The 23,391-nt window shown below is 47.3% G+C and carries 21 protein-coding genes; 12 read left to right on the forward strand and 9 right to left on the reverse strand.

Annotated features, from left to right (window positions below):
- Positions 1-60 precede the first annotated feature (60 nt).
- Entirely contained in the window at positions 61-888 is an 828-nt protein-coding gene (locus H5647_RS04400) for an N-acetylmuramoyl-L-alanine amidase (protein ID WP_052691867.1), read from the reverse strand.
- A gap of 193 nt (positions 889-1,081) precedes the next feature.
- Between H5647_RS04400 and H5647_RS04405 the strand changes: the two genes are divergently transcribed.
- The gene (locus tag H5647_RS04405; protein ID WP_052691868.1) at positions 1,082-1,738 is read left to right on the forward strand and encodes an FMN-binding negative transcriptional regulator; all 657 of its coding nucleotides are present in this window, start codon (positions 1,082-1,084) and stop codon (positions 1,736-1,738) included.
- Between the two features lie 30 nt (positions 1,739-1,768).
- Here the strand turns inward: H5647_RS04405 and H5647_RS04410 are convergent, their stop codons facing one another.
- Positions 1,769-3,088 carry a DUF1015 domain-containing protein gene (locus tag H5647_RS04410; RefSeq protein ID WP_045856612.1) on the reverse strand — a complete coding sequence of 440 codons (1,320 nt, stop codon included), beginning with the start codon at positions 3,086-3,088 and terminating at the stop codon, positions 1,769-1,771.
- A 182-nt stretch (positions 3,089-3,270) separates the two neighbouring features.
- Between H5647_RS04410 and H5647_RS04415 the strand changes: the two genes are divergently transcribed.
- Positions 3,271-4,491 (forward strand): MFS transporter, encoded by a 1,221-nt coding sequence (locus H5647_RS04415; RefSeq protein WP_045856614.1) that lies wholly within the window; start codon positions 3,271-3,273, stop codon positions 4,489-4,491.
- 21 nt (positions 4,492-4,512) lie between these two features.
- Here H5647_RS04415 and rarD read toward each other — a convergent pair whose 3' ends face one another.
- Positions 4,513-5,406, reverse strand: coding sequence for an EamA family transporter RarD (rarD, locus tag H5647_RS04420; RefSeq protein WP_045856616.1), 894 nt, complete (start codon positions 5,404-5,406; stop codon positions 4,513-4,515).
- A 102-nt stretch (positions 5,407-5,508) separates the two neighbouring features.
- Here rarD and H5647_RS04425 point away from each other — a divergent pair, with 102 nt between their 5' ends.
- The 3 genes from H5647_RS04425 (at position 5,509) to H5647_RS04435 (ending at position 10,985) form a co-directional block, all read left to right on the forward strand.
- Positions 5,509-5,778, forward strand: a complete 270-nt coding sequence (locus H5647_RS04425; protein WP_045856619.1) for a GIY-YIG nuclease family protein — start codon at positions 5,509-5,511, stop codon at positions 5,776-5,778.
- A gap of 76 nt (positions 5,779-5,854) precedes the next feature.
- Positions 5,855-8,503, forward strand: a complete 2,649-nt coding sequence (locus tag H5647_RS04430; protein WP_236074765.1) for a helicase-related protein — start codon at positions 5,855-5,857, stop codon at positions 8,501-8,503.
- A gap of 709 nt (positions 8,504-9,212) precedes the next feature.
- Positions 9,213-10,985, forward strand: a complete 1,773-nt coding sequence (locus H5647_RS04435; RefSeq protein WP_045856620.1) for a cellulase family glycosylhydrolase — start codon at positions 9,213-9,215, stop codon at positions 10,983-10,985.
- 87 nt (positions 10,986-11,072) lie between these two features.
- Here the strand turns inward: H5647_RS04435 and H5647_RS04440 are convergent, their stop codons facing one another.
- Entirely contained in the window at positions 11,073-11,360 is a 288-nt protein-coding gene (locus H5647_RS04440) for a hypothetical protein (protein ID WP_052691869.1), read from the reverse strand.
- A gap of 135 nt (positions 11,361-11,495) precedes the next feature.
- On the opposite strand from H5647_RS04440, the gene H5647_RS04445 reads away from it, so the two are divergent.
- The gene (locus tag H5647_RS04445; protein WP_045856621.1) at positions 11,496-12,647 is read left to right on the forward strand and encodes a class I SAM-dependent RNA methyltransferase; all 1,152 of its coding nucleotides are present in this window, start codon (positions 11,496-11,498) and stop codon (positions 12,645-12,647) included.
- 27 nt (positions 12,648-12,674) lie between these two features.
- On the opposite strand, the gene H5647_RS04450 is transcribed toward H5647_RS04445, so the two are convergent.
- Positions 12,675-13,214 carry a hypothetical protein gene (locus tag H5647_RS04450; protein WP_045856623.1) on the reverse strand — a complete coding sequence of 180 codons (540 nt, stop codon included), beginning with the start codon at positions 13,212-13,214 and terminating at the stop codon, positions 12,675-12,677.
- A gap of 71 nt (positions 13,215-13,285) precedes the next feature.
- On the opposite strand from H5647_RS04450, the gene H5647_RS04455 reads away from it, so the two are divergent.
- Entirely contained in the window at positions 13,286-13,450 is a 165-nt protein-coding gene (locus H5647_RS04455; protein ID WP_162926284.1) for a hypothetical protein, read from the forward strand.
- A gap of 19 nt (positions 13,451-13,469) precedes the next feature.
- Here the strand turns inward: H5647_RS04455 and fghA are convergent, their stop codons facing one another.
- From fghA to H5647_RS04475, 4 genes are all read right to left on the reverse strand, one after another.
- The gene (fghA, locus tag H5647_RS04460; RefSeq protein WP_045856625.1) at positions 13,470-14,309 is read right to left on the reverse strand and encodes an S-formylglutathione hydrolase; all 840 of its coding nucleotides are present in this window, start codon (positions 14,307-14,309) and stop codon (positions 13,470-13,472) included.
- Positions 14,310-14,351: 42 nt separating this feature from the next.
- A complete protein-coding gene (locus H5647_RS04465; RefSeq protein WP_045856626.1) occupies positions 14,352-15,458 on the reverse strand; it encodes an S-(hydroxymethyl)glutathione dehydrogenase/class III alcohol dehydrogenase in 1,107 nt (368 codons plus the stop codon).
- Positions 15,459-15,510: 52 nt separating this feature from the next.
- Positions 15,511-16,626, reverse strand: coding sequence for a ferrochelatase (hemH, locus tag H5647_RS04470; RefSeq protein WP_408034014.1), 1,116 nt, complete (start codon positions 16,624-16,626; stop codon positions 15,511-15,513).
- Positions 16,627-16,791: 165 nt separating this feature from the next.
- Positions 16,792-16,995, reverse strand: coding sequence for a hypothetical protein (locus tag H5647_RS04475; protein WP_045856628.1), 204 nt, complete (start codon positions 16,993-16,995; stop codon positions 16,792-16,794).
- Between the two features lie 250 nt (positions 16,996-17,245).
- Between H5647_RS04475 and H5647_RS04480 the strand changes: the two genes are divergently transcribed.
- Genes H5647_RS04480 through H5647_RS04500 form a run of 5 tightly spaced genes read left to right on the forward strand, consistent with a single transcriptional unit; the run spans position 17,246 to position 23,347 of the window.
- Entirely contained in the window at positions 17,246-18,652 is a 1,407-nt protein-coding gene (locus H5647_RS04480) for a TIGR03013 family XrtA/PEP-CTERM system glycosyltransferase (RefSeq protein WP_045856630.1), read from the forward strand.
- A 26-nt stretch (positions 18,653-18,678) separates the two neighbouring features.
- Positions 18,679-19,299, forward strand: coding sequence for an XrtA/PEP-CTERM system exopolysaccharide export protein (locus tag H5647_RS04485; protein WP_408034020.1), 621 nt, complete (start codon positions 18,679-18,681; stop codon positions 19,297-19,299).
- Positions 19,300-19,302: 3 nt separating this feature from the next.
- Positions 19,303-20,817 (forward strand): XrtA system polysaccharide chain length determinant, encoded by a 1,515-nt coding sequence (locus tag H5647_RS04490; protein WP_045856632.1) that lies wholly within the window; start codon positions 19,303-19,305, stop codon positions 20,815-20,817.
- Positions 20,818-20,845: 28 nt separating this feature from the next.
- The gene (locus tag H5647_RS04495; protein WP_045856634.1) at positions 20,846-22,180 is read left to right on the forward strand and encodes a hypothetical protein; all 1,335 of its coding nucleotides are present in this window, start codon (positions 20,846-20,848) and stop codon (positions 22,178-22,180) included.
- A 48-nt stretch (positions 22,181-22,228) separates the two neighbouring features.
- Complete coding sequence (locus tag H5647_RS04500; RefSeq protein WP_200911628.1) at positions 22,229-23,347, forward strand: NAD(P)/FAD-dependent oxidoreductase; 1,119 nt, start codon at positions 22,229-22,231, stop codon at positions 23,345-23,347.
- The last annotated feature ends 44 nt before the right edge of the window (positions 23,348-23,391 follow it).

The following is a 23,391-nucleotide window of genomic DNA, read 5'->3' on the forward strand; positions in this document are numbered from 1 at the left end:
CCTGCGCCACCTCGGTGATGGGTTACAGCGTAAGCAAGGTGGTTGCAAGCGTACCGCGTTTTAAGGGCGCAGCGTGGCGCGAATTGCCGCCATTGGCGCCCCGTATAAATCGGTACGGCTGCGATCCGGCGCTATCGCTTGTTTGGTAATGATATTTTCCGGGGCGAGAGCATAGCGCTTGGCGAGCAGGCCTAACAAATTCGTTAATGCGTCGAGTTGGGCGTGAGGGTAGTGAGGGCCTACGGCGGGGTGATCGGAGGCGAGTCGCATCCAGTTATCACCGTCAGCGCTGGAGAGGTGAACGAGGCCGATGCCAATCGACACCGCATTGAGATCGTGCTCACCGTTCCACTGGCTACGCCCCGCGTGCCATGCAATATTGTGTTCTTCAATCATCTTTTCTACGGTGCCGTCCACGCCAATAATGTAATGGTAAGAGGCCTCTGCCTTTGGTTTTACCATCATATTTTTAAGTGCCCGCATGGAAGGTGTTTCGGAATCGGTAATGATAATATAGCGAATATCCCGCGGCGCAACGGGGATGGTAAAGTTAGACGTTTCGCCGGTTGTGTGAGTGATGGCCGGAGTGGCCGTTGGCATCGTCTCCGATTTCAATTCATCAATGGTGTTGTCGTCGAGTTTAACGGCGGCGTGAGCGTTTATATTTTGAATAGCCCATGCGCGCAGGTTTTGTGTTTCGGGGCGTGCCTCTTCCGTTAGAATATCGACGGATATTTCCACATATTTTAACGCTAGCTCCCGGTCTTTTAGTGTTTTCTCTATAGATTGACCAGTAAAGAAAATAACCGTAGGGATGATGATGCTTGCAATAAAGGTTATCGCTAACCGCCATTGGTCTAGAGAAAGTGCTTTCGTTTCCGTGCTCATGAAGCCTCCTTAATATACCTTTACCTGTTGTACTGTTATCTATCGTGCCATTACCGGGTGTACCCTTATCTGCTGAACTGAATGTGTGGCGCCGTGAGGTTTACGTTTCGAGCCCGTAAACCGCAATACCGCTGAGTTGAAGCGAATCTAAAACGTGCGAACAAACTAATCCAACTAATAATTATGAGTGCTTATGTCTGTGTATTCCCCGAAAGCGTTTATTCAAAATGACCCGCATAGCGTTCAACAATTTATGGTTGCCTACCCTTTTGCGACGTTGGTGATCAATACCCCCGCGGGTTTGGACTCTACAGCCATACCGTTTATTTTGCGGGTAAATGACGCGGTGAGCACAACATCGCAATGGACGCTTGCGGGCCACATACCCAAGGCGAATAAAATGTGGAATACCGCGAATATCGCTGAACCTGCGTTGGTGATATTCCACGGGCCTAACCACTATATTTCGCCGAACTGGTACCCCAGTAAAAAAACAGACCCGCGGGTGGTGCCCACGTGGAATTATGCAGCGGTACATGTTACTGGCCAACTATCGTTTTATCACAATAACGCGTGGAAGTACGAGCAGCTTGTTGAGTTGACGAATCAGCAAGAAAGGGGGCAAGAACACCCTTGGCAGGTGAGTGATGCGCCGGAGGACTACATCGATAAACTAATGAACGCCATTGTGGGTATCGAAATATCGGTGGATACACTGCAGGGAAAATTCAAGCTTAGCCAAAATCAGCCGGATATAAATAAAGCAGCATTGCATACGCATTTAACGCGAGAAAACCCGGCGATGGCCGCATTGATGACGGATATTGAGTTAGGTGCCGATTGCATTTAACGTTTATCTCGTGCCACCTAACAGCATACTTTACCGTTGAATGCGTCGCGCCTCTACGTAAAAGCGCTTGTCGTGGGCGTCGCCCATAGAGAATGTTTTTCGTGGCAGTGCACCATCAAAAATAACGGTTTTAAACAATGCGCTTTTCTCGATAGGTGGCAAGCTAAAACCAATATTGCGCGGTTTACATCCTAAGCTTTGGGTCGTGTGTTCACCATGAATGTAATCGACGCTAGCGTCTGTGTGCTGAGCTAAATAGCCATCGAGAAATGCTTGAAGGCTACCGGCCGCGAGTTGATGGGTTGGTTGTCGAATGACCAGAGTGCCGCTTGTGTGCTCACAACAAAAGGGAAGGCAGTGGGTGTTGGTGAGAGTCGATGTCTCCAGCGTGTGTGGGAGTGTGTCGAATCGTTCGGCGTGCTGATGCGAGAAGTAAGCTAGAAACTCTGCGATGAGTTGTTCCGGTTCTATATTAAAGACCACGCGGTGAATGGCTTCAAATGCCAGCGATTCGTCGTACACATTCACCAGCTCTACCAAAGCATAGCGAGCGGGATGGTCTTTGACGGCGTCGAAACCTTGGCGTGATTTCATGCTTTCCCATATTGCGCGCGCCGTCGCGAAGGAGTGATTGCCGTCGCCCATGGCATAGAGCAAGGGTTTGTGATCGGCCGTCGCGTACTTTTTTTGAAAGCTATCGGGTGCTGCCAAGGCCGCTAAATTATCAGCGAATTGTTGAAGAACCGAGAGTTTGCGAAGGTGTCGCCCTTGAACTCGCCCGCCATCTTGCATCAATGTAACGTCATAAAGGGGAGTGAAGGGCTGTTTGAATAGGGGTTCGATCACCGATCGTTCTGGGTCATCGATTAACACCATGATGTGCGGCAATTCTAGTGGTGCGTCTTGTCGAATTTTTATGCGCGGGGGTAATCGGTCGACAATGGTACCTTCAGTTGCACGAATAAGCGATTGGCTGCCGTCTCGATAATCGTAATGCTCTAGGTCTAGGGCGACAACCACGCCTTTGCGTGACTGGCCATTTTGCAGCGTGCGTTCACACAGGGTTAGCCCCGCAGGTATTTCTTGTAAAGTACCATCGTTAAGGGCTCTGTGCATCGCGTTATGAATGGCCGTAATCCTCTTATCAGAATCTTGCGTGTTCAGAAACGCTTCTGGAAAAATCATATGCGCGGTAGACGGTTTTTCGGCGGTGAGCGCTTCAACTTTTTCCCAATACAGTGGCTCGGAAGAATATTGGTCGCAGGCCACAACGGCCCAAGTGTGCATATCTACGGTGTTATTGGGCAACACAATATTGGGGATAAGTAAGCCAAGAGCGTCAAATTTCATAAGGTACGGCGCGTCCTATGGTAAGCATGGTGGTGTAACGATGAGTGATGGCCGTTACGGTTGTGTCAACGCCCTGATCTTAACCTATGTTAAACTCCAGCGTCTTTGATGCCGGCGGTGTAAAGTGCCACTCTTTCTTATTACCCCCTTCTTTTGTACGCTAATACTCGAGGTAGACGGTTATGTTCTTAGGCACTACTGCGCGGCGCGTAGTTTCTCGAAAGCGCTTATCTGATTTTTGGGGAAAACCCGAAAACCTATTGCTTAGCCTAACGTTTGTAATGTCTTTTATGTTTGCGACATGGCAAGTGTTACTGAATAACTTTGTTATTGAACGGGCTAATTTTACGGGCGTAGAAATTGGCGTACTGCAAAGTTTGCGCGAAGTTCCGGGTTTTCTCGCCTTCACCGCCGTGTTTGTATTACTGATTATTCGTGAGCAATTCTTTGCATTGATATCGGTTGCGATTATGGCGCTAGGGGTTGCACTAACCGGATTTTTTCCGTTTGCAACGGGGTTATATTTAACGACGGTGGTAATGTCTATTGGTTTTCACTATTTTGAGACTATTAATAAATCGCTCACATTACAGTGGTTAAGCAAGGAGCATGCACCGCATTTTATGGGCAGGGCGTTGTCCGTAAAAGCCATAGCGTCACTTTCGGCCTACGGGCTTATATTTGTCGCAATGGATACGCTGGGCGTGGAGTATAAGTGGATGTACCTGCTCGCGGGCGTAGGCGGGTTGTGCGCATTGAGTGTTATTGTCGTCAAATTTAAAAATTTTAACCCCCATGTAGACCAACACAAAAAATTGCTACTACGAAAACGTTACTGGCTATTTTATGCTTTAGTTTTTTTTAGTGGTGCACGCAGGCAAATATTCGTGGTTTTTGCTGGCTTTCTAATGGTCGAAAAATTCCATTATTCGGTTGGTGAAATAAGCGCCCTATTTATAATAAATTACGTGTTTAATTTTTTCTTCGCTGCCCGTATAGGAAAACTCATTGGCGTTATAGGTGAACGACGAGCGCTAATCATCGAATACAGTGCACTTATACTCATCTTTGTAGGCTACGCCTTTGTCGAGAGCGCCACCGTTGCTGCAGGGCTCTATGTTATCGATCATCTATTTTTTGCATTTGCAATTGCGGTATCCACCTACTTTCAAAAAATTGCAGACCCTGCCGATATGGCCGCGACTGCGAGCGTAAGTTTTACCATTAACCATATTGCTGCGGTAGTTATCCCCGCGCTACTGGGTATAGTGTGGATTATATCCCACGGCACGGTATTTTTAATGGGCGCGGTATTTGCCGTTTTTTCATTGATATTAGCGTTTAACATACCGTTAAAACCGAGTCTGAATAACGAAGTTCTAGTGGGAAGGGTGGCCCCCTAGAAACGCGTTAAAATATTTGCTTCAACGTAACGGCGCATAGCGTTTGTTCACTCGCCACGCATCCCAAGAATATATGGCGAGTGCTATCCAGATAAAAATAAAGGTGAGTGTTTTTTGCCAAACAAGCACTTCACCTAACCAACCTACGGCGGTTATAAGTACAATTGTGGGGGCGAGGTATTGGATAAAACCAACGGTGCTGTAGTTTAATCGGTTCACCGCGCCTGCGAATAAAATGAGTGGGATACTGGTTATAGGGCCTGCCGCTACTAATAATAGAGCAAACGAGAAATCCGTTTCGGCGATTTGCAGAGACGCCATGGGGGATAAAAAAATAAAATAGAGTGTTACCGGTATTAGCAATATGAGTGTTTCTATAAATAAGCCTTCTAAGGCGTTAACGCGTACCAGCTTACGCAGTAACCCGTACCCACCAAATGAAAAGGCGAGGGTTAGGGCAATCACGGGAAAGGAACCCATTGTTACCATCGGTACGCTAACACCTATTGTGGCTAGTAGTACGGCTATCCATTGAGCGCGCCTTAGTTTTTCTCCAAGAAATAATAAGCCAAAGATAATATTAACCAAAGGGTTGATGTAATACCCTAAACTCGTTTCCAGTAAATAGCCATTATTGGTTGCCCAAATAAACACCAGCCAGTTGAGTGCTACACAAAATGCCCCTGCCGCGAGAATGAGCAGAGTACGAGGTGATCGGAAATAAGGTATTAGCAAGTGAAAGCGGCGTAATACGAGCAGAAGGATACTGACAAAAAGAGCGGACCAAAAGATGCGGTGGCCAAGTAGTTCGCCGGCGGAAATGCTATCGAACTGCCGAAAATACAGGGGTACAAACCCCCAACACGTGTAAGCGCTTATGGCGCATACAAGGCCCTGTTTTGTTTCTGTGTGCATAGATATAAAAAGTAGTGATGGGGTAGCGTTGTATAATAGTGGTTATGATGAGCGAGACGCGAGCGCCATTACGCAATTCGAGCAGGGAAATAATAAAGGTTTATGGGTGAGACAAAGGGCTGGTATGTGTATATGGTGCGCTGCGCTGATCTGTCTTTGTATACGGGCGTTACCACGGATGTGGAACGGCGGGTAAAGGAGCATAACGGAGCCAGCAAAAGCGCGCGTTATACCCGTGCACGGCAACCGGTAGTGTTGGTGTACCAAGAAACGGCAAGTTCTCGTTCGGATGCGTGTAAGCGAGAAGCGCATATTAAAACTTTTTCCCGCAAACAAAAGTTGGCCTTACAAGAGAAAGCGTCACTGGCCTGATCTGATCAACTATCATTAACCCATAAAATCCGTACAATGGCGCCCCCCAAAAGACTTTCTTAGAGATTTTCAGTAGATGATGACCGCTTTCGTTCAAGGCCAGCGCTGGGTAGTCGATTCCGAACCCGAGCTTGGTTTGGGAATTGTTACAGGGGTGCAAGGTCGCACCGTGTCTATTTTTTTTGAACAGGGTGATTGCGAACGCAATTACGCGATGGCGCAGGCGCCGTTAACGCGCATCCAGTTTTCAGTTGAAGACGAGGTTACCCTCGCTGCCGGAGGTACTGCTACGGTCGTAGAAGTCCATGAGCAGAATGGCTTGCTCATCTACGATCTTGGCGAGGATCGCTTAGTACCGGAAACACAACTCTCCTCAGAAGTTAGCCTCAACCAACCCCTCGTTCGGCTTCAAACAGGCCAGTTAGACGCGCCCAAGTGGTTCTATTTTCGTCGTAAGCTCGATGAAGCGGTGAGTAAGACCTGGCAATCGCGGTTAGGCGGTTTACTCGGTGTTAGGGCAAATCTTATCCCGCATCAGCTTTACGTGGCTTGGATGGCGTGTGAGCGTGAAAAAGTGCGGGTATTGCTAGCCGACGAAGTAGGCTTAGGTAAAACGATTGAAGCGGGCATGATATTAAGCCGGTTGTTGAAATTTGAACGCGTAGAGCGCGCTCTAATTTTGGTGCCGGATGCGTTGCAGGTGCAATGGTTGGTGGAATTGGTGCGTAAATTTGCACTAGTACCCTCATTGTATGCGGGTGAAGAACACGATTTTATGAGTGGCCAGGTGCATATCGTACCGCACTCCATTGCGGAGCATATTGCACCGCAATTACTTGAGGCTGAATTCGATATTACGATAGTGGATGAAGCCCATCATATTTTGCCAGAAAGTGAGGCTTTTGGTTGTTTGCAGCAGCTATCGATTACCAGCGACCACCTTATTTTGTTAACGGCAACGCCAGAGCAATTGGGCGCTGAAAGTCATTTTGCTCGGCTGCAACTATTAGACCCTGCAAAATTCACCAGCCTTGAGCATTTACACGCTGAAGAATCAAAATACCAAGAGCTGAATGAGCGTATTCAAGCGCTGCCAGAAGGCCGAGAACACTTAATTAAGGATTACGAGCTACCCATCGACGCGAGTGATGAAGCGCTTATTGATCAATTACTGGATGTTCATGGCGTGGGCCGCGTGATGTTTAGAAATGTGCGTTCCGCTATTGCCGGTTTTCCTAAACGTGTAGCACATGCACATGTGCTCGGAGAGGACACCTGGGAGGCTCGTTTTGAATGGTTATCGCAGTGGATAAAAGAGCAGGGCGACGAAAAGATTCTAGTTATTTGTCATGACATAGACCATGTTAGAGCGTGCGAAAGCTATTTATGGCAAAAGCACGGGCTGGATGCCGCCTTATTCCATGAAGAGCAAAATTTAATAGAGCGTGATAAAGCAGCGGCCTACTTTGCGGATATGGAGCAAGGAAGTCAGATTTTAGTGTGTTCCGAAATTGGTAGCGAAGGGCGTAATTTCCAGTTTAGTTGTCATCTTGTGTGTTTGGATTTGCCTGATCACCCCGATTTGCTGGAGCAGCGCATTGGCCGTCTAGATCGTATTGGTCAAACCCGCGACGTGAATGTCCATATTCCTTTCGCGGAGCATTCACGTACGGCGTGCCAATTTGAGTGGTTTCATTCGGTCTTGCACTGTATAGAACAGCAAAACCCCGCTGCAGGCCAAGTGCATGATGAAAAGTTGAATGGCTTTGCCGAGGCCGAAGAGTTTTACAGTGAAGAGATACTCACGCCAGCTTTGGCAGATGAATGTCGAGCGCAAGTGGCGCAATTGCAATTAGACATTCAGCAAGGGCGTGACGCACTGCTGGAAATGAACAGTTGTCGTCAGCCATTCGCCGACGAAATAGCCAATAAGATAGCTTTGTTTGAAGAAGAAACGCCGCTGGCGCTTATTGAAATGGCGAGTGATTTATTCAACTTTCATTTTGAGGCAACCTTCGAAGGCGTTTACAGTTTAATTCCTTCAGACAAAATGCTTATTCCAGCCTTGCCCGGCCTGCCGCCAGAAGGCACAGAGCTAACCTTTTCACGCGAGTTGGCCAACCACCGAGAAGATTTACGGTTTGTCAGCTGGGATTCCCCCTTTATTAGTGGGCTATGGGAATTATTGCATCACTCCGATCTAGGTTCGGCATCGGTTGCAACGCTGCCCAGCAAGCAGTTACCGGCTGGCCACTGTTTGCTCGAGGTCTGTTTTGATTTGGTGATCCAATCACCGCAATCGACGGCGTGCTTACCTTTTTTGACCCGTCATTCGGTACGTGCATTGGTTTTGGATATCAGCGAGAAAAATCTCGCAGCGTTAATGCCAGAAGCAACCTTGCAACAAACCATTGAGCCTGTGAAAAAATATCTTGCGCGTGATGTGGTTAAATCGCGCAAAAACGAAATAGGCGATTGGTATAAAAAAGCAGAAGCGTTAGCGGAAGTCGAAAAAGAACAGCTTTTGATAACCGCCGCAGAGCAAGCAAAACAGTATTTTGAGAACGAAGCGAATCGTCTGCAAAATTTAGCGCGACATAGTGTTGCGGCCGACAGTGAAGAAATTGCTGAATTAAATAAAAAAAGCGATCAAGTGTGTCAGGCGATGTTGCAGCACACACAGTTACAACTTTCAGCCATACGTTTGATTGTTATTACAGGCTAGCCTGTGTTGAGTAGTGTTTTGATGTGCCGTGCTCTTCTTTTTATGCACATTAATGTATTTTTTCTGGCGCGATTCGGTAAGTAAAATCGCCGAATATCGAATTGCGCACATTTTTCTATGAATAATCCGTTAATTAATGCTTTTTTCCAGTTGCCCTGCAACCGGTTACATTGTACTTTGTGCGCCCTGCCCCTATTTCGGTGCAGTCTACTATAGTGTCCTAGGAACCTTCAGATTGGCTTGAAGGTTTCAATAAAAATAATAACGCCAGGATGAAATCCGTAGGGTTTGAATTTCTAGGTTGGTAGTAATCAGTTATTTCTTCTTGTTTTTCGAAGTACTGAGAGCCCGCCTGAATCTACCCTCACTTACAGGAATCTCTGATTAAGTACTAAGGTGTTTTTGCCAAGAGGCGATTCACTCTCGAGTTACACATATTTGCGGCAATTTTTTTAAACGCGATTCTTTTGTCGTTTAGGTTTGAGCTTACGTGTTTCTCTTATACGGCCCTCACTCCCTTTCGCTTTTGTAATGAGACGGAGATTGGATTTGTGGCCTTCAGACAATAAGACTTTGGTGGTTAATCAGAGGTTCCTGTTAGCAGACCATTTGGACACACAATTAATCGGGAATCTTTCAGTCGGTACGACAGCGATGGTATATGTCGAGAAAAGCCCCCCCTTCATTTTTGTATAAAGGAGTCACTCCCATGACGACTAATTTTTTAAAGAACTGTTCGCTTCAGTTAGTAAAAGTTGGCGCAACTGTCGCTACAGCTATGGCGATTGCATCAAACGCTTGGGCCGGTTTTTCGGTTTCAGGTACTCAGCTGTTAGATGCCAATGGCAATAATTTCGTTATGCGCGGCGTGAACCATGCGCACGCTTGGTATACAGGCGAAACCGGTTCTATTGCCGATATCGCTAATGCCGGTGCGAACACTGTACGTGTTGTATTGAGTAACGGTGATCAATGGACACGTAACAGCCAGTCTGACGTAGCCAATATTGTGTCATTGTGTAAGCAAAACCAATTGATTTGTGTTTTAGAAGTTCACGATGCTACTGGTGGTGGTGAAGAAAGTGGCGTAGGTACAATTGCGAGCGCTGCTCAATACTGGGTTGATATCGCCGGTGCGTTAACCGGTGAAGAAGACTACGTGATTATTAACATCGCAAATGAGCCTGTTGGTAACAACCAGGCCGACTCAATGTGGATTAATGACCACCGTAGCGCGATTCAAACATTGCGTTCAGCGGGTTTAACGCACACGTTAATGATCGATGCTCCAAACTGGGGACAAGATTGGGATAACGTGATGTACAACAACGCCTCTGATGTTGCGGCTGCCGATAGCCAGAACAACACTATGTTTAGCGTTCACATGTATGAGGTTTACCAAGATCGTAGCACCATTGAAAACTACGTATCTGGTTTCCTAAGCAACCACAACCTACCTTTAATTGTGGGTGAGTTTGGTGCAGATCACCAAGGTTCATTCGTTGATGCAGATTCCATCATGGCTGTTGCTCAGGAATATGGTATTGGTTACTTAGGTTGGAGCTGGTCAGGTAATGGCGATTGTTGTATCGATCTCGATATGACGAACAGCTTTAATGCCGGTAGCTTAACGACTTGGGGCGACCGTATTATTAATGGTGCTAACGGAATTAAGCAAACTGCTCAGCGTGCATCTGTGTATGGCGGCGGTTCTAGCTCTTCTTCTAGCTCCTCTTCAAGCTCATCGTCTTCAAGCAGCTCAAGCAGCAGTTCGTCTTCTAGTAGCTCGTCTTCAAGCAGCTCAAGCAGCAGTTCGTCTACTGGCCAGTGTACTGAAATGTGTAAATGGTACCAAGATGATCCCCGTGCATTGTGTAGCGATCCCGATACCGGTTTTGGTTGGGAAAATAACGCTTCATGTATTGGTCGCAACTACTGTGAGACACAAGGTGCCGGTGAAGGTGGTATCGTAAGTGATTGCGCTAGTTCAAGTTCTTCGGTAAGCAGCTCTAGCTCTTCTTCTAGTTCTTCAAGCTCATCTTCAAGCAGCAGTTCTTCAGTAAGCAGTAGCTCATCTTCAAGTAGCAGTTCATCTTCAAGCAGCAGCTCATCTTCAAGCAGCAGTTCTACTGGTGGTCAGCAGTGTGATTGGTACGGTACGTTGCACCCTGTATGTAACAACCAAAGCAGTGGTTGGGGCTACGAGAACAACGAAAGCTGTATTGGCGCTACTACTTGTGAAGGTCAAGACGGTAACGGCGGCATAGTCGGTGGAAGCTCTAGTTCTTCTAGCAGTTCATCTTCTTCTAGCAGCTCGTCTTCATCAAGCAGCTCGTCTTCATCAAGCAGCTCGTCTACTGGTAATGGTGGTGTATGTGATTGGTATGGCTCAAGCTATCCTATCTGTGCCGACACTAGCAGTGGTTGGGGCTATGAGAACAATGAAAGCTGTGTTTCTCAGAGCACCTGTAGCTCTCAGTAAGGTTTAGGTTAGACTCTCTTTGGGCCGGCTTTGAGCTGGCCTTTTTTATGCGCGCAAGATAATGAGCGTGCCGTTTTAACCGCTAGGTTACTCTGCACAAGCTTCCATAGAATAGTGCTCTACGGTTGCTGTTGCGCAAGCCGTGCAGTTGTTGGCTTCTGTCGTGCGGTTTCCATTGTTATGCGTTGCACAGACGGGGTCGTAGTTCATTGTGCAGAGTTCTGGTCGTGGGTCGGTACACCTTTCGACCGCAAGTGGGGGTGGTGTGATAACGTGAGGCTCTTCTGCGGGTTTTTCACAGGCGCTTAGTACCACGCTAATGAACAGAAAACCGCTCGTTCGTGTGAGGCGGTTTTGTACGTTAAGTGTTTTCATTCCTTTTCCTTTGCTCCCTTCAATAGTCTCGTACCCCTTCGGTTTACCGGTATACTGCCCTGTCTTGTCCGTGGGTGTACGTTCGCTCGCTCATGGTACAGCTTGAATTCTACAGGTTTTTATAGGTAAGGCGTCGTGTTACGAATCGGTCAACAGTTTAAAGGCGAAGTGAAAGATTTAGCCAGTGATGGGCGGGGCGTTGTTACTCACCCTTCGGGGCGAACTTTCTTTGTGCCGGGTGTGTGGCAAGGCGAATCGGGTGAATTTTGCATAACAGGTTTGAAAGGCCGTATTGGTTTTGCGGCCTTAACCACCTTGAATGAGGGCGGCAGGAGTGCGCAGCGCGTGCCACCTTCTTGTCAACATCAGGGCGTTACACAGAAGGACTGCGGCGGATGCCCTTGGCAATTTATGGCGTACGATGCCCAGTTAGCAGCCAAGCAAGCGCGAGTAATACAGGCGATGTTGCGGTTGGGGTGTGATAAGACGGTTCAACCTATTGTGCCGTCGGAAAAACAGTTGGGCTATCGAAACCGAGCACAACTGAAGTCCAATGGCCAGGTAGTGGGTTACATGGCAGCGAATTCCAATAACATTGTAGCGATAGAGGGCTGTCCGGTATTGAGCGACACGAATCAGCAAACCTTAGCAGATTTAAGGCGTGTGTTGCCCAATACGAAATGGTCACCGTCGCGACACCATAAGTGGGTAACGTTGGATATTGATGAAACGGTTACCGCAGCCAGTGTCAGCGTGAATGCGCGATTACCTTTTCAGCAGGCTAACAGTGCTCAAAATCTGCAAATTCGACGGTGGCTAAAGGCAGGTTTGTCTGGGTTGGTGGAGGGTAAAACCGTACTTGAGTTGTTTTGTGGCTCGGGTAATTTAACGGAGGTTATTGTTGAATCGCAGGCGGCGTGTGTTATTGCGGTGGAAGCGGTGCCAGCGGCTTTGGTTCAGTTGCGAGCACGTGCTTGGCCCATGGTAGAAACGGTGGTGTGTGATTTGTTTTCTGAAGAGCATGCGGAAAAGTTGCGGCCCTTGGCAAAGCGCGCTGAGGTACTGGTATTAGATCCACCCCGTGATGGGGTCAAAATTACCGCGCCCCTTCTGGGTAAGAAGTCGTCAATTAAGACTATATTCTACATTTCGTGTGATTTAGCAACGTTTAGCCGCGATCTTGCGGTCTTTATGGCGCATGGTTTTAAGGTCTGTGAGGTGCAACCGTTGGATATGTTTCCCCATACGCCACATATTGAAATAATGGCCTGCCTAACACGTAAATAATGCACTAAGTGAGTGCTGGCTAACGCATTAGTAATGCCCTAATTGTTGAGACAGCGTTTCTCTGGCTTGTGAGAGGGCGTTACGGAGTGGGAGTTCGTTTAATTCGGGATTGCTTACGCCGAATAACGCCATGTTTCGAACGCTGACTTGTTTGTCCATGCGGTGTGTGTCTAGAGTCTGCTGGCCATACAAAATGGCGATCCAATCATTCACGCAGAGCATGTAGTAGTGAGGGCTTAGGTCGAAATGTGGAATAAAAGCATTATGAATGCCTTGCAGGTTGCGTTCGCCAGGGCCTTTGAGGTCGTTTGGGGATAAGAACGTCGATAGTATCTGAAACGGGAAGGCGACTAGTTGAAAAACGGCATGCAGTAGCCAAGCTAAGGCCAGTACGGGTGAGAGTGCTAACATCATGAGGGCGTAGACCAGCTTGACGATGGCGGTTTGTTTCCGTGCCTTCTCCCGGTAGGGTAGCCGTGGTATTAGCGCTTGAAAGAGTTGCTGGAGTGCCGCGCGTCTTTGCCATTTCATAGCCGCGCGAAAGCAACGCAACTCGTTGTCACTCATAGCCGAAATCAAACCACGCAAACTCCTGTTGTTTCTTTGTTAACGCTCCTAGATTCGTTAACGTGTTTCCAATGGCTGCCATTTTCGTCGATTATCACCAATATGGTTTCCAGCGAGGTTGGGCAGCGGTTGTTATTAGCGGCGGAACGTCAATTGGCAAAGTGCGTGAATTTAATGCTCTTTTCTTCACGTTGTCTTTTCCAGTACTCGTTCCGCCTTGCAGGAAAATGCGTTAGATGGCACTAACTTAATGGTTTAGGGTGCCAAATATCCCGCATGGTAGGCGATGTGATTACGGATAAAGCTCGCGATAAAGAAATAGCTGTGATCGTAACCCTCACGCATGTTTAAGGTTAGAGGATGATTGTGCTGCGCGCAGGAATGTTGCAATAATTGTGGCTGTAATTGCTCTTCGAGAAAGTCGTCGTCGCAGCCCTGATCAATCAGCAGAGGCGTTTTAACCGCCCCATTTTCCACTAACCAGCAGGTATCGTAGGTTTGCCATTGCGTTTCATCATCACCTAGATAGTGCTCGAAAGCTTTTTCGCCCCAAGGGCAGCGCATGGGTGCACAGATGGGGGAAAACGCGGAAATAGACGTGAACAGCTGTGGGTTTTTGAGCCCCAACGTGATTGCGCCGTGCCCTCCCATAGAGTGACCAAAAATACTGTATCGGGGTAAAAGCATGGGGAAATGCTGTGCCAATAGCGCCGGCAACTCCTCACATACGTACGTTTGCATTTGGTAGTGCTGTTGCCACGGTTGCGTTGTTGCGTCGAGGTAGAAGCTTGCGCCTAGGCCGAAATCCCAGCTTTTTTCGGGATCATCGGGTACGCCTTCACCTCGCGGGCTGGTATCGGGCGCAATAATGGCAACACCGTGCTGGGCGGCGTAGGCTTGTGCGCCCGCTTTTTGCACAAAGTTTTCGTCGGTGCAGGTGAGGCCAGAAAGCCAAAAAAGTACCGGTACGGGTGTGTGTTGTGCCTGTGGGGGCAGGTACAACGAAAAGCGCATGCTGCAATTGAGCGCCGTACTGGTGTGTTGAAAGCGAAGCTGGTCGCCGTCGAAGCATTTTTGGCGAGCGATTTCGAGCATGTATAGACCTTTTCCCGTTGTGGGTATAGATAAGCCGCCGTGTTAGTACAGTACGACGGAGCGAATACTTTTACCTTCGTGCATAAGATCGAAGGCGGTGTTGATGTCATCAAGCGGCATAGTATGCGTTATCAAGTCATCAATGTTTATTTTGCCGTCCATGTACCAATCTACAATTTTGGGTACGTCGGTTCTACCACGAGCACCGCCAAAGGCTGTGCCACGCCAAGACCGGCCTGTTACGAGCTGGAATGGGCGTGTGGAAATTTCTTGCCCAGCACCGGCGACACCGACAATACAGCTTTCCCCCCAGCCTTTATGGCAGCATTCGAGGGCTTGTCGCATAACGTTGACGTTGCCGATACATTCGAAACTGTAATCCACGCCACCGCCGGTCATTTGAATGATCGTGTCGGTAACATTTTCGACGGACTGTGGGTTGATGAAATCGGTCATGCCAAACTGTTTCCCCAGAGCCTCGCGAGCGGGGTTGGTGTCGATACCGATAATACGAGAGGCGCCGGCCATGCGGGCGCCCTGAATTACATTCAAGCCAATGCCGCCCAAACCGAACACCGCAACAGTAGTGCCGGCTTCAACTTTCATGGTGAACAATACAGCGCCTATGCCGGTGGTAACACCGCACCCGATGTAACACACTTTATCGAAGGGTGCGTCTTCGCGAATCTTTGCGAGGGCGATTTCTGGCATAACAGAATAATTTGAGAAGGTAGAGCATCCCATGTAATGCAAAATGGGTTTTCCTTCAAAGGAGAAACGGCTGGTACCGTCTGGCATTAAGCCTTGCCCTTGCGTGCTTCTAATGGATTGACAGAGATTGGTCTTGGGGTGACGGCAGAAGTCACAATGGCCGCATTCGGGCGTGTAAAGTGGAATCACATGATCGCCGGGTTTTAGTGAGGTAACGCCGGGACCAACTTCTTGTACAATCCCTGCGCCTTCATGACCTAAAATAGCGGGAAACGCGCCTTCTGGGTCGTCCCCTGAGAGGGTAAACGCGTCGGTATGGCAGACACCCGTCGCTTTTAGCTCGACTAAAACCTCGCCCGTTTTAGGGCCCTCGAGGTCAACATCAACAATCTCTAAGGGTTTTCCGGCACCAAAGGCCACTGCTGCACGTGTTTTCATGTTGTCTTTCCGTTGTCGAATGAGGAGTAATGTAAGGGTTTAAATTAGGCTATTACTGAGCGCGATTAAACGGGCATTGGTCATGCCGCTCGGTGCGCTGCTGCAGTGTGGTTTGGCTTTCGCCGGTGTTGGCGTTTAACCAGCCCTGCAGGTTGTCGGTTACAAGACGTTTTAACAGCTGAATATGTCCAGGAGTACTGTTTAGTGCGGGTATGTAGTCAAAGTGCTGACCACCTGCATTTAAAAAGTAATCGCGATTTTCTTCGCCAATTTCTTCAATGGTTTCGAGGCAATCGGATGAGAAGCCCGGACAGATCACGGAAACCGATGTTATGCCTTCTTCTGCCAGTGCAATTAAGGTTTTGTCTGTATAGGGTTTCAACCATTCTTGACGGCCGAAGCGCGACTGGAACGTGGTAAGGTATTCATCGTCTTTTAATCCTAGCGATTGCGCAACAAGACGCGATGTTGCGAGGCACTGGCAATGATAAGGGTCACCCTTGTGAAGGTAATTTAACGGCACGCCATGATAGGAGAACAATAGTTTTTCCGCGCGTTCATGTGTAAGCCAATGTTCGCGAATGCTATCAGCAATGGCTTCAATATAGGCCGGGTGATCGTGATAGCTTGTCACGAAACGGAACTCGGGTAGCCATCGTCTGCGGGTAAAATCGGCTGCAATGGCATCAAAGGTTGAAGCGGTAGTTGCTGCGGAGTATTGCGGGTAAAGAGGTAAGACGACCAGTTTTCGCACACCTTTGTCGAGCATCTTTTGTACGGTGTCAGCGATGGAGGGCGAACCGTAACGCATCGCCCAGTCTACAACAAGCTCGGTGCCGTGTGATTCGGCTAATGACTCGGCGAGCTTCTGAGCTTGCGCTGCCGTATGAACGGCTAAGGGTGAACCTTCTTCTGTCCAGACCGTAGCATAGGATTTTGCCGATCGTGCGGGCCGAAAATTTAATATTATGCCATTGAGAATAAACCACCAAAGCAGTCTCGGAAACTCGACTACTCGAGGGTCGGCCAAAAATTGCTTAAGATAAGGCCGAAGGGCCTTTTTGGTTGGCGCATTGGGCGTGCCAAGATTGCTAATAAGCACGCCGATTTTACCTGTTTGGCCGTGGTCAAAAACATGGCCGCTATACTCCTGCTTAAACAAACCCACTCACTTTCCCCTAATTCAGTATGTATTCCGCGTACTTGGTGTTGCTCGTTGTGTTACGTTAACCCACGGCAGTATAAAAGTTGTAGATTATAGAATCGACAGGCACAAAAAAACCGGATTCTGTTACGTCAGTATCCGGTTTTACGTTGCCAATGGTGTTTTGGCTTACTCGCTAGCAGCTTCGCCTTCTGCGGCCGCAACTTCTGGCTCTGCAGGCTTGGGCTCAGGCTTTTTAACTAAGCCTTCAGCTTGCAATATAGCGACTTTATCATCGCCATTGATCCAACTGCGATTGGCTGCGCGCACGGCATAACGCTCGTCGTTACGTTGGAAAATGGTGTACTCGGCAGTTTTCTTAACTTGTTTCATGGGCCTTTCCTTTTAGTAAGGGTTAATTGAGGGCGGGATTCTAACCGAAAACACCGTGTTTTACAGCCTCAAATGCTGTTTGGTGCTATCAAAAGTGAAGTATGTGTAAGACTTCTCGGCACTTTACAGCGTGGCGCCTGATTTAAGACAATTGCATATTCCGCATAATGGGAGCCTTCAGGATGTATCAGGTTCTTTAACGCTACAATACCGACTTTGGTAATGTCCTCAAACTTACAGGATTGATTGAGTGGCTTATATCCGTATTAGAAAGCACTATCTTCACTTACCGTATCTCGTTTTAGGTTGTATCGAGATGATCGGTCACGGGCTTATCGCCCATTTTTTATCATCACTACTAACCCCGGCGCCTGAGTTTCCATTTCTTGAGCGAGCGCCCATCCTCAGTCAGACGCTATTTTATGCAGTGATAATGGGGTGCTGTGCGCTATCGATGGGGGTGTACGGCGCGCTAACAAGAGAAAGTTTTACCAACATGGTGTTAAGAACCATCGTAAGCTTTTTCTTGTTGGGTAGTTTGGCGTTTACGCTTTCGCGCTTTGTTGTGCCGGGGGTCACCCTGCATCAAACGGCCATTTTTTGGTCAATAATTGCCAGCTTCTTTATGGTAATGCTAACGCGGGTGGTGTTTTCCCGCGTTATTGATAGCCAGCAGTTGCGCCGCAATGTGGTGATATACGGCAGTGGCAACATGGCCGGCTTTCTTGTGGAGTCTGCGGCGGCTGAAGGTTTGCGAGAAACCGAAATTGTTGGTTGCATCGGGGAAAGCTTTGACGATCGCATTCCCGCGAGCCTCCACATGGGTATTCCAGACGACTGGTCCGCGTTTACTCAGCTGCATAATGTGTCTGAGATTGTCGTGGCGCAGGATGAACGGCGAAAAAGCGAAGGCGGCGGTGTACCGCTTTATGAGTTTTTACTGCTTAAGTTACGCGCCGTCTCCATTTCGGAAGCCGTGTCATTTTATGAGCGTGAATTTACGCGCATGAAAATACCGCTATTGTCCACATCTTGGATGCTATATTCCGACGGTTTTCGTTATTCGAAGAGTCGCGATGTTGCTAAGCGAATGTTTGATCTCGCGATATCCGGTGGCCTTTGTATCCTGCTTGCGCCCTTTATGCTGTTGACGGCTATCGCCGTATACCTCGAATCGGGCGGGCCAGTGTTGTACCACCAAAATCGTGTGGGCTATAACGGTAAAAATTTTCGTATTTATAAATTTCGCAGCATGCGCCAAGATGCTGAAAAAGGCGGTAAAGCGATATGGGCGTCTAAAAACGATAGCCGTGTTACACGAGTAGGCGCGGTTATCCGCAATACTCGGCTTGATGAGTTGCCACAGCTCTATAATGTCATACGAGGCGAAATGAGTTTCGTTGGCCCGAGACCAGAGCGGCCCGAATTTGTAAAAGCGTTAGGTGAAAAACTACCGCATTACGATATTCGCCATACCGTTAAGCCCGGGCTAATGGGCTGGGCGCAGCTAAAGTATCCTTACGGCGCTTCAGAGGAAGACGCGAAAAACAAACTGGAATACGATCTTTACTACACCAAGAATCATAGTTTTCTCATGGATCTACTTATTATGATTCAAACAGTTGAGGTAGTACTGTTGGGCAAGGGTGTCCACTAAAACCGATGGAGCACGACATGAGTACAATGACATTATCCTTAAAAATGATAATAGTGCTGTTACTAGGCACTATGTTGACGGCTTGCGGGTCCAATAACTTTGCCAAGGGCAAGCCGGTATACCAGCCGCCAGAGGCAACGGAGGCTTATAAAATTGGTGTTGCTGATGCGCTTACGATCAATGTTTGGCGTAACCCGGAGTTATCGTTAGCTGTACCAGTACGCCCAGACGGTAAGATCTCAATGCCATTGGCAGGTGATGTGCGTGCTTCTGGGCAAACAGCGGAAGAGCTTGCGGAGCGTATTAGCGAAGAGCTAAAAGCGTTTGTGCGTAACCCTCAAGTTACCGTTATTGTAACTAACCCGAACAGTGCTGAATTTCAACGACGCATTCGGATTACGGGAGCGGTGAATGGTCAGAAATCTATGCCGTACCGAGACGGCATGACCGTGCTTGATTTAGTGCTCGAAGCTGGTGGGTTAACAGAATTTGCTAAGGCCAATAAAACCAAACTCTACCGCAATAGTGGTGGCACTATAAAAATTTACCCCATTTACCTCGATGACATTTTAAACAAAGGTAAGCTTGAAACTAATTACCCACTGTTACCTTCCGATATTGTTACGGTTCCCGAAAGAGCATTTTAAAAAATGGAATTATTGGATATAAAAGAGTTAATACGAGCGCTTAGCTTAGAGCTTGTGCGGTATAAGCGTGCCTTCGTATTAACATTTATTTCTATAAGCGGCGTTATTGTGTTTATGGGTGCCGGTTGGCCGCAAACCTATGAAACTAGCGCAGTCTTACATGTAGATGAAACCAACATTTTAGAGCCGCTATTGCGTGGTCGAGCGGAAGTTGGTCGCGTAGACCGTACTAACGAAGCCCGTGAAATTATCTATAATCGCCAATTTTTAGAAAAAGTTATTGAAGAAGCGGGGTTGATGCCTGAGCCTGTGGCGCCCGAAAAAATTGAAAGGCGGGTGAAACGGCTACGCGGCACTATAAAAATTATGTCGCTTGGTAGTGAATATTTTCGATTGACCTATCCCTCCAGTAGTGCAGAAGAGTCGTATCAAGTGCTTAACGCGACTATGAATATTTTTATAGATTACACCAACAAAAAGAAGAAAGAAGAGAGTTACTCGGCTTATCAGTTTATCGACTCTCAAGTGCAAGCGTATAAAAACCAGCTAGAAGATGCTGAGCAAAAACTGAAAGTGTTTAAATCGACGAACACTGACGGCACTGAAGCTGGTGTTGCTAACCGTGTAGGACAGCTTCGCGCTGAAATTGAAGGCTTAGGGTTAGCTAAATCGGAAACAACCTCGCGTCTTAGTGCGCTGAGAAAACAGCTAACGTCTGAATCCAGTTATTTAAAGGCGCGTAGTCGGTTAGAAACGTTAGATAGGCGTAAGCGAGGGTTAACAGAAGAGCTAGAATCGTTACGCCTTACCTATCAAGATAATTATCCCGATATTGTCTCGATTAAGGCGCAAATTGAAGAAATTAGAAAAACGGTTGAGCGCACCTATGAAGAAGAAGGGATCGAACCGAGTTTCACTATGAACGATGGTGCGAACCCATTGTATGAAGAATTACGTATTCAACTTTCCGTTGCCGAAGTCGATTTAAGAACGCAAACACAGCGAATAAATTCGTTGAATAAATTGTTGAGTAATGAGTTAGTGCGTGCTGAAAAAGTGGCCTCCAACGAAGCGAAATTAACGGAGCTAACGCGAGACTATGATGTGACTCAGGGCGTTTACGAAGAAATGCTCGGTCGAAAAGAAAACGCAAGATTGTCGATGGTGTTGGATATTGAAGGGCAGGGCGTGTCTTACCAAATACATGAACCCGCTGTTTATCCTTTACAGTCTATTGGTTTGAAGTTTATTCAGTTCGCCGTGATCGCACCGATAGTGGGATTGATTGTTCCATTTGGTGCTGTCTTTGCGTTTATTTTTCTTGACCCTCGATTACGCTCCTCCAAGCCCATTAATAGGGCTTTTAACGGCACGCGTTTTATTATCGACGTTCCTTACTGCTATTCGGCGCTGGGTAAAAGAATCATGCGCCGGGATATTTTAGTGTTAATACTGACGCTAGTAGTGTTTTTTGCTGCTTATATAGGTTTTATCTATAACCGGCTTTACATGACGTAGTTTAAGCTCCAATACGGGTGACAATGCTGTGAATGTTTTTAAGATAAAGCGATTAAACGTCAGTGTTTCTTTTAAAAAACGCCTCCCTGTTCTCGGTGCTGGGCTAGTAGTTTTCGGTTGTAGTACAACCGTGATGGGGTTGGAGTTGGGAGTAGAAGCGTTTGGCGACCTCAGAAGCACAGACAACGCAGAGCAAGCGCTCGACGGTAGTTTCGATGAGATTATTAGCGAGTATGGACTGAAGGTTAGTACAGCCAATATTGCAGAGAACTATTCTTATGACCTTGCATACGACTACAGCAAAACCACTTACGACGAAAATAGCCAGGACGATGTAGACATTACAACGGGCTATGGTGGTATGCATTTTGGTAAAAAAGAAGCACCTCTTGGGCTTGATATCGTACATTCACGAGAGCGCACACTGATAGGTTCGGGTGTTTCTGATAATTTAGAAAATAGTGATGTTCGATCCATTACCGATATTGATCCAAATCTAAAGCTAAAATTGGGCGCTGTTGATTTCTTGATTATTAGTGCGGGTGTTACCGAAATTCGTTATCAAGAACAAGAGTTAAAAGATTCAACGCGTTACGGGGGTGAGCTGCAGTGGGCTCACCGAGTTTCAAGGACCACGTCTTTTGGTTTGATGTTTGAGCATAGTGAAGTTGAATTAGAACTCTATGATTACAAATACGATAAAGCGATAGTTAACTACCAGGCAGAGTTACGGAATATTGCTTACGATCTAAGTGCGGGTTACAACCGCACAGTAAGTGACGAAATTGAATTTAATGCGCCTAGTTACGATGTCAATATACGGTATATCGATGACACTCGAACATTGGGGATGAGAATATCCAGTGATATTACCGACACCTCTCTTGGTGATAGTAACCGAAGTGGTATTCAGCAAGCTGAAGATAATATTGAATTAGGTCAAGCCGATGCAACAGCAGTTGCCGCTGACCGGTTTAGGTCAACAACATATGAAATTAGCCTTAGTGATACCAACTTTCAAGATCACTGGAATATAGATTTCGTACTAGGCCGAGAGCGCGAAGTGTATAAAGAATTTTCCGATGAAGATTCCACCAATATATACGGGCGAATGAGCGTTAAATATGCGTTTAATCGACGCACCGATTTCGGTTACGAACGACGTCAATCTAAAATAAAATTTGATTCTGGCGAATTGCGTGGTGCGGAAGATGTTTCTGACCGATTAGCCATGGAACTAAAGTTTTCTGAGATGCTAGAGGCAACCTTTTATGTGGGCCGCAACGAATGGCTAGCAGCTTCAGGGACAGTCGGTTACACCGAAAATTTATTTGGCCTACGTGCAAACTATATCGTTTATTAGCCGATTAGTCGGCTTCGTTTAGGCGCCAACCTTAAATAGAACAGTATTATGTCTAATAACGATATGGATTTTGTAGATGTCTGCATAGTCGGCGCAGGAGTGGTCGGCCTTGCTATTGGTAAAGTGCTTGCCGAAAAAAATCTTTCTGTGGTTGTTATCGAAACAGAAAAAACAATCGGCTCTGGTATTAGTAGCCGTAATAGTGAAGTGATACACGCGGGTATTTATTACCCCACAGATTCGCTTAAAGCCAAACTTTGTGTTGCAGGAAAAGAGAAGTTATACCGCTTTTGTGAACAATACAAAGTGCCGCATCAGCGGCTGGGCAAAGTCATTGTCGCCGTTGACGAATCGCAAGCGAGCGACCTAGCAGCGCTTGAAGAAAAGGCGGTTGCGAATGGTGTTTTCGATTTACAGCACCTCGATGCTGCAGCTCTAGCAGAAAAAGAGCCGAACGTGAAAGGTGTAGCGGGTCTATTTTCACCGAGTACCGGTATTATCGACTGCCATGCTTATATGTCGGCACTTGCCGATTGTATAGAGGCCAAGGATGGAATGCTGTGCCTGGACACGCAATTTATGGGCGCGGAACAAGACGGCAAAAGTTACATTGTCGACATGGTGAGTGTGGGTGAGCCTTACCGTCTAAAATGTGGGGCGCTTATTAACAGTGCCGGCTTAGATGCGAACGTCATTGCTCAGAACATTAGCGGGAATTCCTTGGTCAATATTCCTAAATTATATTACTGTAAAGGCAGTTATTTTTCGTTAATGGGAAAGTCACCTTTTAACCATCTTGTATATCCTATGCCGGAAAAAAATACGACAGGGCTTGGTGTGCACGCAACCTTGGATATGGGCGGACAGGTACGGTTTGGCCCGGATACCGAGTATACAGATGAGCGAGAGTTCGGTGTCGACTCAACCAAGCAGCACGCTTTCGCTAAAGCGGTTAAGCGCTATTTCCCTAATTTAAATGCCGGCAACCTTCAACCCGCTTACGCGGGCATTCGCCCTAAACTCCAGCCGCCAGGTGGTGACGCCGTCGACTTTAGTTTTGTGGAGCCAACACCGCGGCAGATAAATCTGTTGGGTATAGAATCGCCTGGCCTTACCTCGTCGTTAGCGATAGGCGAATATGTTGCCGATATGCTCAATGCCCGATGAGAACGCTCTATTTCTTTGTCTATTTACGTTTACCCAACCGCTAG

The organism is Teredinibacter purpureus, assembly GCF_014217335.1.
Taxonomy (GTDB): Bacteria; Pseudomonadota; Gammaproteobacteria; order Pseudomonadales; family Cellvibrionaceae; genus Teredinibacter; species Teredinibacter purpureus.

Excerpts from the sequence above, each read along its gene's own strand:
- H5647_RS04405 (WP_052691868.1), top strand. The coding sequence starts at position 1,082 with ATGTCTGTGTATTCCCCGAAAGCGTTTATTCAAAATGACCCGCATAGC.
- H5647_RS04490 (WP_045856632.1), top strand. The coding sequence starts at position 19,303 with ATGGAATTATTGGATATAAAAGAGTTAATACGAGCGCTTAGCTTAGAG.
- fghA (WP_045856625.1), bottom strand. The coding sequence starts at position 14,309 with ATGCTCGAAATCGCTCGCCAAAAATGCTTCGACGGCGACCAGCTTCGC.
- rarD (WP_045856616.1), bottom strand. The coding sequence starts at position 5,406 with ATGCACACAGAAACAAAACAGGGCCTTGTATGCGCCATAAGCGCTTAC.
- H5647_RS04475 (WP_045856628.1), bottom strand. The coding sequence starts at position 16,995 with ATGAAACAAGTTAAGAAAACTGCCGAGTACACCATTTTCCAACGTAAC.
- H5647_RS04400 (WP_052691867.1), bottom strand. The coding sequence starts at position 888 with ATGAGCACGGAAACGAAAGCACTTTCTCTAGACCAATGGCGGTTAGCG.
- H5647_RS04485 (WP_408034020.1), top strand. The coding sequence starts at position 18,679 with ATGACATTATCCTTAAAAATGATAATAGTGCTGTTACTAGGCACTATG.
- H5647_RS04455 (WP_162926284.1), top strand. The coding sequence starts at position 13,286 with ATGGCTGCCATTTTCGTCGATTATCACCAATATGGTTTCCAGCGAGGT.
- H5647_RS04415 (WP_045856614.1), top strand. The coding sequence starts at position 3,271 with ATGTTCTTAGGCACTACTGCGCGGCGCGTAGTTTCTCGAAAGCGCTTA.
- H5647_RS04410 (WP_045856612.1), bottom strand. The coding sequence starts at position 3,088 with ATGAAATTTGACGCTCTTGGCTTACTTATCCCCAATATTGTGTTGCCC.
- H5647_RS04440 (WP_052691869.1), bottom strand. The coding sequence starts at position 11,360 with ATGAAAACACTTAACGTACAAAACCGCCTCACACGAACGAGCGGTTTT.
- H5647_RS04430 (WP_236074765.1), top strand. The coding sequence starts at position 5,855 with ATGATGACCGCTTTCGTTCAAGGCCAGCGCTGGGTAGTCGATTCCGAA.
- H5647_RS04435 (WP_045856620.1), top strand. The coding sequence starts at position 9,213 with ATGACGACTAATTTTTTAAAGAACTGTTCGCTTCAGTTAGTAAAAGTT.
- H5647_RS04500 (WP_200911628.1), top strand. The coding sequence starts at position 22,229 with ATGTCTAATAACGATATGGATTTTGTAGATGTCTGCATAGTCGGCGCA.
- H5647_RS04450 (WP_045856623.1), bottom strand. The coding sequence starts at position 13,214 with ATGAGTGACAACGAGTTGCGTTGCTTTCGCGCGGCTATGAAATGGCAA.
- H5647_RS04425 (WP_045856619.1), top strand. The coding sequence starts at position 5,509 with ATGGGTGAGACAAAGGGCTGGTATGTGTATATGGTGCGCTGCGCTGAT.
- H5647_RS04465 (WP_045856626.1), bottom strand. The coding sequence starts at position 15,458 with ATGAAAACACGTGCAGCAGTGGCCTTTGGTGCCGGAAAACCCTTAGAG.